Source organism: Abyssisolibacter sp. ZYX002 (assembly GCF_056892235.1).
Genome location: NZ_JARMXH010000002.1, coordinates 362,649 through 375,071, shown reverse-complemented (window position 1 = coordinate 375,071; position 12,423 = coordinate 362,649). Strand labels below are relative to the sequence as shown.

Genomic DNA, 12,423 nt, shown 5'->3' with positions numbered 1-12,423 from the left:
CTATGGACAAGAAAAATGTGTTAAAGAATAAGATAGTAGATTTTATTGATAGCGTTCTAGAATTAGCACAGAAACAAGGGAAATTAGATTACATTGAAATGGAAATAAGTAACCACAATGGATCATTGCAAACAGATTATAAAATAAGAGATAGAGACAAAGCATATTAAGTCCTACTGGACAACCAGCGGACACTCCTAAAATATAGGGGTGTCTATTTTATTTATGGAGGGGATATAATGAGGAAAATTGAAGAGATATTATATAAACACTATGATAACAAATATAAGCTAGAAAGATTAAAGCAACGATTAGAAAGAATTGAATATTATATTGAAACATTAAAACGAGACATAGACCAAAGCAATATAGAGATGCAGAATACACTTAAAGCTGTAGTTTATTCACATACTAAAACAAGCAATGGTATAAAAAGTTCAGTTGAAAGAGAATTAGAAAGAGCATTTAGAGAGTTAGAATGTAAATTAGCCCAAGCGTATAAGGATAAACATAAAACTCAAAGTAGGATAAGAGATACAAGAAATAAGATAGATAATATAGATATCATACTTAGTGAGCTTAATCAAGAAGAAAAAAATATTATTAAATTGAAATATGATGATTTGCTATCATGGAAAAAGGTTGCAAAAAGACTGTATTGCAGTACTGCCACTATGTATAGAAAGAGAGATAAACTTATAAAACATATATCTAAATTGATGAAGTGAGAAACATATGAGAAACTTGTGAGAAAAAACGATAAAAAAAGTGTGCTATAATTGTATTGGGAAGCTTTAAGAAAAACAAAAAGAACTTTCAATAATATATTAAAAATTCATTTCAATCAAGAACTTATTGTGATAGTATATTGAAGGATATATTTACAATTAATTCACAAATAGGAGATGATATGAAATGTTAGAAACAATTATTAGTAATCTTGCATTACCATTAGTAGTGTCTATATTGACTGTTATTATTTCAATTAAACTCTACAGTTATCAGTTAAAGATGAAAAATAAGTATATTGTTTTAAAAAGCATAAGATTGGAAACTGTAAAAACATTGTATAAAGTATCGCAATTATATCCCTTAGCAATTCTAAGCTTGCAACTTTCTTTAAATGATTTATTTGGAGGAGACATAGCGATTATTGTAACAATAATAATAACAATAATTCTCAACATAGTAATGTTATGGCGTTATATAGAAAATTCAATTAAATGGGAACATCAAAATGGCAGATTTTTTAAAGATGAAAAAATTTTATTTCCATTAGTGACCATTGTACTTCCTACACTTGCCGTCTTTTTTTATTTTGGGATGTCATTTAATTTGACTATATATACAGTTGATTTAATTGATATGATGAATGATATGAAATTAGATACATTTAAAATAGGTAGAATAGTTGCATTTTATTTTTTAAACGTACTTGTAACATTTACAACTTACTGTATTGAAAAAAATTTTATGAAGAAAAAAGCTAATAAAATAAAAGTATATTATATGCAAAATGGAAGGAAGAAAATTAAAAGTAATATTAATTATGAAGATATAGACATAACAAAAGAATTCGTCAGAATATCCAATATATCTAATAGATTAAATATTGTTATACCAATAAATCATTTATTAAATATAAAATACTATTATAAGTAAATCAGACAGTCTAAGTACTGTCTTTTTTAATACAAAAAAACAAAGTAAGGTGGTGCTATGGAAAAAATAAAATGGAAAAGTGACAAGGAACTAAATGATCTAAAGAATAAACAAAGACAAGAAATCATCAAAGAAATTACAGAATGTTGTGAGTGTAAGAATTGTAAGAGATTTGAGAAGTACAAAGAAAGGTATGAAAAGGAGCATCAATAATGCCTAATATAAAAAGGCCTGCAAACCCAATTAAAAATATTAATTCAGTGCATGATATGCAAGATTATTTAAGATACAAAAGTGAGAGAAACTATGTACTTTTTGCACTTGGAATTGGTACTGGTTACAGAGCAGGTGATTTAGTTAAGTTAAAAGTAAGAGAAGTAAAAAAAGCTTTAAAAACAGGGTACTTTATCATACTGGAAGGTAAAAAGAAGAACACAAGAAACATAAGAAAAAGCAATATAAAACCTCGTGAGGTTAAGATACCAGCTAAATTAAGTAAGATACTAAAAGAATATATAAAGAACAAAAAGGATTATGAGTATTTATTCCAGTCCAGAAAAGGCAGCAGTCACATACAAGTAAAGCAAGTAAGTAGGATATTAAAAGAAGCTGGTGAGTATTTTGGATTACAGAACATCACAGCTCACAGCATGAGAAAAACATACGCTTATACAATCTATGTAGAAAGTGGATTTGACATAATAGCAGTAAAAGAAATGTTAGGTCACGCAAGCGTTGAAATAACCAAAAGATATCTAGGATTAGACAGAGAATTATATGATAAATATTCAAACACACTTAATCAGTTGTATAACTGATTTTATTTTTTTAGTAGATGAATGTCCCATTTTAAGAGTAGTAGACATTAAAGCATCGTTTTAAATGATATATATAGGTAGTCAAAAAATAATATGAATGTCTGATTCTATATATAAATAGGACATTCAAATCAAAAAACACGAACATTAAAAATAATATTAATGAAATGTTCGTTAAAATATTTATGATATTTAGATAGAAAGAAGGTAGAGTTATGTGTAAACAAAATCATAAAAAAGGCAAAATTGACTGTACATTTGGTGACAGCATTCCAACTATACTAGATGTTTTAAAAAACGAAATGAGGTGATTGAAATAGAAAAAAATAGCTTTTTTAACAGTGTAAACGGTGATAGAACTTATAACACCGCACACATTGCAGAGTACTTTGGAAGCTTTATAGGAAACGGTATTTTTCCTAATCCAAGTACGAACTTGCAAGTAGTATCAAACAATAATATGACCATTACGGTTAAAGCTGGCAAGGCTTGGGTTAATGGGTATTTCTATTACAATGATAGCAATTTAGTGTTGAGCATTGCACAAGCTGATGGAGTCTTGAAACGTATTGACAGAGTGGTTGTTAGACTTGATATGACGAAGAGAGAGATAAAGGCTTATGTTAAAAAAGGGGAATTTAACAGCAGTCCAGTAGCCCCAAAGATACAGAGAAACTCTGATATATACGAACTAGCCATAGCAGATGTAGCTATAGATGCTGGATGTATAAGTGTAAAAGCTAGTAACATAACAGATTTAAGGTTCAACAATGAGTTTTGTGGTGTTGTAAATAGTCTTATTAAGGTAGATATAAATACCATAACAAAGTGTTTTTCAAATGATTTTAAAGCGTGGTTTGATGGTATTAAAGGGATATTGGGGAAGGATGAAGCTGGGAAGTTGTTGCAACTTATTAACAAAAACACAAAAGCACTTAATAAAGTAACTTATATGCAATCTAGCGAACCCACTAAAGGACAGCAAAAAGAAACGTGGTGGGACACAAACTCGAGTACATTATGGGTACACGATGGCACTAAATGGAATCCGACAACCCGAATAAGCTTGCTAGAGGAAATTACGGAATTCAATTCAATCGAAGGAGTAACCGTTAAATCAAGCACAGGCGATGTTATCGTCAGGGATGATAGCGTGCGATTTAACCCCTTGGTCGAAAAAGACACTATGACATATACTACATCGGGCAGTGGCGGTTCTGAAACTAAATATATGCATGGCATCAGATTCACCCCATTAATAAACTTGAATGGCATAAAAATAGAAAAGTTCCCGAGTTCATCCGATTCAAAAGTTATAATTTCGCCCGTTGCAAATTCAACGAATCATTTGAAAATAAAAAGGGAGGGCAACAGGATAATAGTAAATCTAAAAGCAGAAATTTCGTACAATCTGCTTTTAGGTGACGAATATAGAATAAGCAAGGTTGTAGCATTACCACAGACATCACCAAACAAGCATATACGCATTGACGAAGGGATTGTATACACAGTCAGTACCAAAGCATTTGGAACTAACCGTTCTTATGTGTATACCGTAAAAAGCATAACTGCATTATCGGAGTCACCTTCGCTGTCCGGTTCTATAGAAGTTCACCATAACAAAGTTCCGAGTACAATAAAAACTTGGGACTTAGTGAGCTATCACAGCGAACTCAATGGGGGTAACGTCAAGATAGACCTAATCAATTCGGCAAACAGCTCAGTTATATCACATAATATAAGCAAGAATCACAATATTTCAGGGATAGGTAGCAATATCAACATAGGCTATAAAATCAGCTTAACGAGGACGGATAATACAAAAAATCCGAAATGTAGTTACTTGGCAAGGAGGTATACAAGATGACGAATGAGAAGCTAGCAGAAATCATCGAAAAACTGTCTAAAGAATTGGAAGAAACAAGAAAGGAACTAAAGAAAGTTACTACAAAACCACCAATCGTGCCACCTTGGACGAGGGCTGGATTTAAGACAAAAGAAGAATGGACAAAGGAAATACTTTAGTAGGTTGTTTTTTTACCTACTTATCAACTTATATAATATAAGGAACTTTTTTACACCTAACAAGGTGTTATTTTTATGTACAAAGACAAAGGGGAGGAATAAAAATGATAAGTTTAGATGATTTTCAAATTAATAGTAAAGGGAAAGGATTAAAAGAAGATGACTTAAAGTTTCTTAATCTATCAGGTCGTAAGACTTTTCATTCACAAGGGTATCTGGGGCAAGGTGTGATAGTTGCTGTTGTTGACACTGGTGTTAACAAGCACACAGAGCTAGAAGGTAGAATATTAAAGGGGAAAAACTTTTGTTACTATGGTGGAGAACATGACACAAAAGATGATCATGGACATGGAACTCATGTGGCAGGAAGTATAGCAGGTGTAAACGTAGGAATAGCACCTAAAGCTGAAATATTACCTGTTAAAGTATTAGATGCTCTTGGTGGTTGTGAAATTGAAGACATCATAAAGGCCTTAAAATGGATTAAAGAATATACTCACAAGGATGGTAGGAAAGTAAGTACTGTTTCAATGTCACTGTCATTTGATAAAAACAGTGAATCTAAGAAAGATATAGACGAGTTACACAAAACTATACAAGAATTAGTCACCGCAGATATAGCTGTGATATGTTCATCAGGAAATACAGCTAAAAGAGAAATAAGATACCCAGCTGGATTTGATGAAGTGATATGCGTAGGAGCTGTAGATGTAGAAAAAGAAAAGGCTCTATTCTCAACAATGGGTAAACACGTTGATGTATGCCAAGTAGGTGTAAATGTAATCTCTTGTGATTATGAACAACAATATGGTGGAGAGTACGACTATGCAGTTATGAGTGGTACAAGTATGAGCACACCACTAGTTTCAGGCATAGCTGCCTTAATAGCATGTAAATACAAGGAACAGTTTAATAAATCAATAACAGAACAGTTTTTATGGGAATTACTTAAATTCAACACAAAAGATATAGGTGTAAAAGGGTTAGATAAAAACTATGGGGCTGGATTTTGTACACTACAGCCATTAGAAGCTGATATTAAAGTTACAGAAGGCAGCAATATATTGTATCTAAATGACCAACAAATAGAAATGAATACACCTGCGAAAGTAATAAACGGTAGGTTCATGTTACCAGTGAGGTTTATGGCACAATCTACAGGTTCTTTTATTAACTATAATAATGAAACGGATACAGGAAGAATTATATATTAGGTGGTGTGATTAATGGAGCTAAACGAAAGAGTTACAGCAGTAGAAGAAAGTATAAAATCAGCACATCACAGGATAGACGAATTGAAAGAAAACCAAAAGATACTGCTAGAAATGAATGCCAATATAAAGATATTAGCAGAGCAAAACAAACAGCAAAGCAATAAAATAGACCGTATAGAAAAGGACGTAAGTAAACTAAAAGAAAAGCCAACTAAAAGATGGGAACTTATAATAACAACAATAATAACAGTTATAACAACAGCCTTTGTCACAAGCTTAGTGACAGGGGCTTTAAATTAGAGAGGGGATAAAAGAATATGAAAAACATACAAACAAGAAAGATTATAGCACTAGGAATGACAGCTGCATATATAGGACTAACAATATATGCAACAGTAACAAAGAAAGAAGTACCAACAGCGTTTATTTCAACAGCAGGAACAATAATAGGTTATTATTTTGGGAAATCCACAGCATTAGACACTCCAAGTAAATAATGTAATAATTTTTACATTTTTGTAATAAATGATTTTTTTGGTTGTTAAATCTCTTTGTTATCGCCTTATATAAGTGAAAGGCATAAAAAAGGAGGGAGGATAAAGATGATTGATATAGAGTATATAAAAACATAAATATAGTAAGTTCCATTTATTTTTTTGTTTTAAGGTACCAAATAATTAATTTTATACAAATTTAAAGAAAAATTTCAAAGGAGTGGTTTAATGAGACCGTTAACAAATGGTGTGTCAGCAAGAGCTACAATAAGTCAAGGATTAAGTCAATGATATGAAATACAATTTAACAAATCGGGAAATGCAAACTTTTATATAAAACCAGATGTAAGTGATTTAGATATAAATTTAGAAGTGTATGATGAGGATTACAATAAAATAGGTTCGTCAAGCAGAGGGGCAGGCAAATATGAGTTAATTAATCTACCTGTTAAAAGAAAAAAATACTATATGAAAGTAATTCACTATAAAGGACCAAGAGGTAGCTACGAAGTTAAATATAAACGGTATGATGATAGTACTACCGAGAATTATGATTTAGTAATTAAAGATATTACAGTGGAGCAATCAGAACCTTTTGATGTTGGTGAGTATATAGAATTTAAGATAAAAGTAAGAAACAACGGAGAAAGTGAAAGTCCAAGATATAAAGTAATAGCATATGATGAAAATGGTGATGTAATTGATTACGATAGAGAATATGAATTAGATAGTAGAGATAGTAATGCAGCGTATCTAAGTGTAAAATACTATGATAAAGGGAATCATAAAATTAAATTCGCTATTGAAGTTGATGATGAATGTGTTTGTAGCGAATATAGAACGTATACATGGGGGACTGGGGGAACTACAGAGGACTATGATTTAGTAATAAATAGTATTGAACCAGATGATCCAGAAAGATATCCTTTTCCTTTAGGAAAAGGGGTGCTAATAAAAGTAACAGTTGAGAATCGAGGTACAGATAAAAGTCCAGAATATAGTGTAGTTATGTATGATAAAAACAATAATGAATTATATACTGAAGAAGAACAAAACACGATAGGTAAAGAATCACTTTGTTTAGTTGCTAACTTTGATGAACCTGGTGATCATAGACTCAAATTTGCAATTATGGTTGATGGGAAGTGTGTAGATGAAAAGTATAAAACTTTAACTTGGGGGAGTGAAGACGAAGGGACAGATATTGAAAAAGCTCAAAGATATTTATTAAGAATAGGATATGCAATAGGCACAGTTGATGGTAGCTGGGGTCCTAAATGTATTAAGGCTGCACAATCATTTCAGCAAATTAAGGGCATTTCTAAGACTGGAAAATTGGATAGTACTTTACTACGTGAACTAAAGAAAAGTTATGATTCTAATGAAAGATTAGAAACTTTGCAAGAAGAATATTATGAAAGTACTACAAGATCTAGTGCAGGTTTTGTAAGAATGTTAGAATTTGGAGTTGGATATATAACAAGTTTTGGAGATCATAATGATGTAAAATGGTTAACTCCAGAAGTAGCAAATTATATAGTTACAGCTTGCAAAGAATGGTCAGAAACGTCTGCAATTTTAATCCAACTTAGTGAAATGAGTGCAAAAAATGGTGGTAAGTTAGGAGAACACGAGTCTCATAGAAAAGGTGTAGACATAGACATACGACCTTTAAAAAAGAATAATAGCCTTGGAGGAACAACAATTTATGAGTCTAATTATAGTTCAAAGAATTCAGAGGAATTTTTAAAAATAATACTAAAAAATTCAAAAGTTAGAAAAATATTTTTTAACGACGCAGGAATTTACAATAAATATGAAAAAATAAAATATCTAGATAAACATCATCATCATTTTCATATATCATATATAGAAAAAAAATAAAAGAAAAAATCAAAACGCTTTATTTTAAGGCGTTTTGATTTTTATATTTGAAATCGAATTATTAGTAAAAATAATTAGTTCATTGTCATTTTTCCTTATAATACTATGTACTGGCGTATTTTTTATAAGCCATTTATTTTTTCCTGTTTTTTTATCCAGTATCAATAGTCCCTCACTACAAGCTATAAAACTATTATTATCAACCGATTCTATACTTAGTTCATATTCTACATCTAATGATGTTTTAATCCATTTGTTCAAGTCATTATCAAAATAATTTAATCCATCATCTAATGTAGTCCATAGAGTACCACTTGAATCTATACTGATAGTACCGACATACCCTTTTAAAGTACTGTTATTAAAGTGTTGCCATTTATTATTTTTTGTATCTAAACAAGACAACCCTAAAGTTTCTTCGTTTATGCTCCAACTAATCCAAAGTCTATCTTTTATTAGGAACAAGTCATCTATATATTTTTCTTTTAAAAAACTATTTTTATTATAAATAAAATTATTAGATTTTTTATCTATTTCAATAATTCCATTACTAACAGTTCCAATCCATATCTTATCATCATTACCTGCAATACCATTAATATATTCCTTATTCATTATGTCTGTTTTATTATTGCTTAAATCTATTTTATAAAGTCCTTGATGTGTACCAATCCAAGCAGTATTATCATAAGAATGAATGACAGAATTAGCACTAGTGTTAGATTTGCCATCTAAATAATTCATAAATTTATTTTTTGAAATATCATACTTTAATACAGTTTGAAGAAAATTCTCACCCACACTAGATGAATTTTTTGTTAAAAACCAAATATTGTTCCCTGAATGATATATTGTATTGTAGTAAAATGCATCAGTCAGAGTGTTATTATCATATTGTTTAATTTCATTAGTATCTAAATTTAAGTGATGTATTCCTTTTTTCCATCCTGATATAAACCACAACTCATTATTTATTATTTTTGCATCGGTTATGTTTTTTATATCATAATCAATAATTTTAGTAATCAAGTAATTATTTTTATTATCAGTGTGCGATTTTGATTTATTATTAGACGCAATAGTATTTTTTTTAATTTCTCCACAAGCAATTAAATGTAATACCATTAAAAATAGAGCAAATAAGCAAATAATCCTTTTTTTATAATTATCCATTGTGAGCACCCCTATCATTTTTATAGTAGTAATATTTGTTTATACATCTAAATAATAGCTATTATATCATAAACTATATTTGATTTAAATAGTAAAATACTAACAAATTATCATGCAAATGAGCTGAAGTAATCCTCTTATTCTTAGAAGCATTGGTAAGTGGTCTGAGTTTAAGGCTAGGGTATATGAGGAATTAGAGCAAACAAAGGATTATCCTCAACTTCAGAAAATAAAAATGCTTTTACATGGTAATGAAGTTGAAGCAGAGGGTTTTTTTATTGAAGATAAGAATTATATACATGTTGGGTTTCTTGATAAGCTTGGTTATAAGGTCGGAAATAAGGGTGAGATGCCTGTTATAGGGTATAAGTAGGTTTTAGGGTATTTAGGCTAGCGTTTGCTAGTCTTTTGATTTGTTACTAATAGGAACGTAATTAATACAAAAAATTGCAAAATATGAAAGGTTATATAATAATGTTGTAGAATTTATTATATAAGGAGATGATATTTTGTACAATAGATGTAAAGTTGAATCAAATAGTATTGAAATGTATTATAGTCGTAAAATAAAGGATATAAGAACACGGTGGATTATTGGAGTATTAATCAGTATTATTGTTTTATTATTAACATATAAATTTTGGGGAAAAGAGTCTTCGTTACAAGATTTAATATCTATAGGAAGTGGTTTTGTATCTATAACATTGGCAATATTTGCGATATTTTATTCGTTTACGGAAAATATAAAAAGTAGTAAAAGAGAATCGAAAGTATCTAGTATGCTTAATAACATAGAAAAAAATACAGAACAGTCTAGTGAGATTTTGAATAATATCAAAGAAATATCAACAGATATTAACAATAAAGTTGATAATATGATTGATGATCATTTGTCGACAATAGATAAACAAAAAGAAGGGTATTTAAAAGATAGTGCTAAGAAGAATGAAGAAAATAGTGAGAAAGAAAATAACGTAGAAAAGGAGCAAAATTATGATTCGATTAAAAAAGGAGAAATTTATTACGCTAAATTTGATCGTGGGTTTTATGGTGGGATTAGACCTGTTATAGTCATTTCTAATAATACTTGTAATAAATATTCTAGATATATAAATGTGATACCTCTTACTACTAATATAAATAAAATTAAATTGCCAACTAATATTATGATAGATGGAATACTTAAGCGTGATTCAGTTGCTTTAGTCGAGCTAATAAGTACAATTTCTAAAGATAATATTATTAAATTAGTTGGTGAGTTGACAGATGAAAAAAAACAAATGATTGATAAAGCATTATTAATACAATTTGATATGAATTGATTACATTTATAGTTGTGTTAATTCCATGAATAAAAAGATGAAACTATCACTGATAACGTGTTGGCACGCATTCTTCAGTTCCTATATCCGTCAAAATACCTTTAGCTTCATTAGTAGGCATACAATATCTTTGAGTTAAGTAACGTATACCAGCAGATAATTCACCATCTGGTCCACCGAATTGTTCAAGTATCATTTGAGCTAATGTAGGGTTACAAGTATCAACTCTAACAGGGTATTGAAGTTTTTTGTCATATTTCCACACGGTTTATGCCTCCTTTAAAAAAGAGTGTTTAGTTTATAATATGTGGGTGGTATGTGTATGTGATAAATATGTAGATTAATAATGTTGGAAAAATATCTACCAATTGTTTAATAAAATGGATAGATATTTTTTAAAAGATTTTTGTTTTAAGAGGTTGTTAAAAATCCTTCTCATCGACATATAAATATGAAGGGATAAAATTTATATATTATAAGAGGGGGAGTTTAATTAATGACTTACAAAAGCAAAACTGATTGGAGCATAGACGATATTGTTACAGAAAAGGATCTAAATCGTATAGAAACAGGTATTAAAGATGTTCATTATATTTCTAAAGAAAAAGTAGATAAAGTAGCAGGAAAAGGACTTAGTACTAATGATTTTACTAATGATGAAAAAGAAAAGCTATCAATAATAAACAAGCAGGAATTTGATAAAATTAGAGATAACTCTGAAATGAAAACTGCAGGTGGAAGTGGAACTGCTATTACTTTGACTATACCAAGTATCATTGAATATAAAGCTAATCGAAAGTTCACATTTATTGCTTCAGCAAATAATGCCGGTAAATCTACTACAATTAAAGTTAATAACCTTGTCACTAAACAACTATATAAGCCAAACACAACTATTGCACCAAATATAGTTGCAGGTAAAGCATATGAAATTTGGTACGATTCAATAAAAGATTGTTTTTTTCATAAAGCCAGTGCAGAGGGAAATGCTACTGCTACAAATGTACTGGCAGGAAAAACTTTTAGTAATGATAATGATAGTGGTATTATTGGTTGTATGACTAACAGGTCAGGAGATACTGTAGCTATTGCAAGCAGTGTTAATGGTACAACATTAAAATTAAGAGCATCAGAGGGATATAGAAATGGCATTGATGATAATGTTACTATTACAGATATGAATTTTATCCCGAGCAATATTAGAAAAGGTATAGACATATTAGGTGTTTCTGGAACACTAATACCAAAAATAGCGGAAAATCTACTATATAACAGAGGTTCGAATAATGCAAATTTTGTATCAGGATACTCAAACGATGGTCTCTTTGCAAAAACCACGTCATCAATGGCATTGTATAAGAAAAATTCAGATTGTGAATGTACTGCCGTAACCAATAGTGCAATAGATTTATCATCTGCATCCAAAATATTAGTATTCCTTGATAGACCATCCAGAAGCGTATGGTATAAGATATCAGTTATTGCTTCAACTAATAAAAATGCTAATAAAAATACATATAACGCTAGGAAGAGAGTTGATAGTGAAGATATTAATGAAATAAATGGATTGATAATTCTTGACGTAAGTAATCTGATTGGAAACTACTATGTAAGAATCCACTGGGAAGGTGATAGTGGTTCTTATTCAGGTTATCATAATTATTTATATATTCATGATATAATTATAGTATAATGAGAGTTGAATAGACAAGTTAACAAATCATGTTATTGGAGTCTGTCAAATAAATGGAGTAAACTATCTAAATTAAATAACAAGTTATAATGTGGAGGATTAAATTCTCATATCAAAATGATATCTACTAAATTAACC

General features: G+C 29.9%; 15 protein-coding genes. 13 read left to right on the top strand and 2 right to left on the bottom strand.

Features of this window, described 5'->3' with window-relative positions; genetic code table 11:
* Positions 1 to 2 precede the first annotated feature (2 nt).
* From P3X86_RS07745 to P3X86_RS07695, 11 genes are all read left to right on the top strand, one after another.
* Positions 3 to 170: a hypothetical protein gene (locus tag P3X86_RS07745; protein WP_483292094.1), complete on the top strand. Its 168-nt coding sequence runs from the start codon at positions 3 to 5 to the stop codon at positions 168 to 170.
* A 69-nt stretch (positions 171 to 239) separates the two neighbouring features.
* Positions 240 to 728, top strand: a complete 489-nt coding sequence (locus P3X86_RS07740; protein WP_483292093.1) for a hypothetical protein — start codon at positions 240 to 242, stop codon at positions 726 to 728.
* Between the two features lie 187 nt (positions 729 to 915).
* Positions 916 to 1,662, top strand: a complete 747-nt coding sequence (locus P3X86_RS07735; protein ID WP_483292092.1) for a hypothetical protein — start codon at positions 916 to 918, stop codon at positions 1,660 to 1,662.
* A gap of 57 nt (positions 1,663 to 1,719) precedes the next feature.
* A complete protein-coding gene (locus P3X86_RS07730) occupies positions 1,720 to 1,875 on the top strand; it encodes a hypothetical protein (RefSeq protein WP_483292091.1) in 156 nt (51 codons plus the stop codon).
* Entirely contained in the window at positions 1,875 to 2,480 is a 606-nt protein-coding gene (locus P3X86_RS07725; RefSeq protein WP_483292090.1) for a tyrosine-type recombinase/integrase, read from the top strand. Before P3X86_RS07730 ends, P3X86_RS07725 begins: the two co-directional genes overlap by 1 nt.
* Positions 2,481 to 2,787: 307 nt before the next feature.
* Positions 2,788 to 4,347 (top strand): hypothetical protein, encoded by a 1,560-nt coding sequence (locus tag P3X86_RS07720; protein ID WP_483292089.1) that lies wholly within the window; start codon positions 2,788 to 2,790, stop codon positions 4,345 to 4,347.
* Entirely contained in the window at positions 4,344 to 4,505 is a 162-nt protein-coding gene (locus P3X86_RS07715) for a hypothetical protein (protein WP_483292088.1), read from the top strand. The genes P3X86_RS07720 and P3X86_RS07715 overlap by 4 nt, the downstream gene beginning before the upstream one ends.
* 104 nt (positions 4,506 to 4,609) lie before the next feature.
* Positions 4,610 to 5,719, top strand: coding sequence for a S8 family serine peptidase (locus P3X86_RS07710; protein WP_483292087.1), 1,110 nt, complete (start codon positions 4,610 to 4,612; stop codon positions 5,717 to 5,719).
* 12 nt (positions 5,720 to 5,731) lie between these two features.
* Positions 5,732 to 6,019 (top strand): hypothetical protein, encoded by a 288-nt coding sequence (locus tag P3X86_RS07705; RefSeq protein ID WP_483292086.1) that lies wholly within the window; start codon positions 5,732 to 5,734, stop codon positions 6,017 to 6,019.
* A 17-nt stretch (positions 6,020 to 6,036) separates the two neighbouring features.
* Entirely contained in the window at positions 6,037 to 6,216 is a 180-nt protein-coding gene (locus P3X86_RS07700) for a hypothetical protein (protein ID WP_483292085.1), read from the top strand.
* Positions 6,217 to 6,585: 369 nt separating this feature from the next.
* Positions 6,586 to 8,097, top strand: a complete 1,512-nt coding sequence (locus P3X86_RS07695; protein WP_483292084.1) for a peptidoglycan-binding domain-containing protein — start codon at positions 6,586 to 6,588, stop codon at positions 8,095 to 8,097.
* A 24-nt stretch (positions 8,098 to 8,121) separates the two neighbouring features.
* On the opposite strand, the gene P3X86_RS07690 is transcribed toward P3X86_RS07695, so the two are convergent.
* Positions 8,122 to 9,270: a hypothetical protein gene (locus P3X86_RS07690; RefSeq protein WP_483292083.1), complete on the bottom strand. Its 1,149-nt coding sequence runs from the start codon at positions 9,268 to 9,270 to the stop codon at positions 8,122 to 8,124.
* A 509-nt stretch (positions 9,271 to 9,779) separates the two neighbouring features.
* On the opposite strand from P3X86_RS07690, the gene P3X86_RS07685 reads away from it, so the two are divergent.
* Complete coding sequence (locus P3X86_RS07685; RefSeq protein ID WP_483292082.1) at positions 9,780 to 10,592, top strand: type II toxin-antitoxin system PemK/MazF family toxin; 813 nt, start codon at positions 9,780 to 9,782, stop codon at positions 10,590 to 10,592.
* A 46-nt stretch (positions 10,593 to 10,638) separates the two neighbouring features.
* Here P3X86_RS07685 and P3X86_RS07680 read toward each other — a convergent pair whose 3' ends face one another.
* Positions 10,639 to 10,857: a manganese catalase family protein gene (locus P3X86_RS07680; protein ID WP_483292081.1), complete on the bottom strand. Its 219-nt coding sequence runs from the start codon at positions 10,855 to 10,857 to the stop codon at positions 10,639 to 10,641.
* Between the two features lie 231 nt (positions 10,858 to 11,088).
* On the opposite strand from P3X86_RS07680, the gene P3X86_RS07675 reads away from it, so the two are divergent.
* Positions 11,089 to 12,285, top strand: coding sequence for a hypothetical protein (locus tag P3X86_RS07675; RefSeq protein ID WP_483292080.1), 1,197 nt, complete (start codon positions 11,089 to 11,091; stop codon positions 12,283 to 12,285).
* Positions 12,286 to 12,423: the final 138 nt, after the last annotated feature.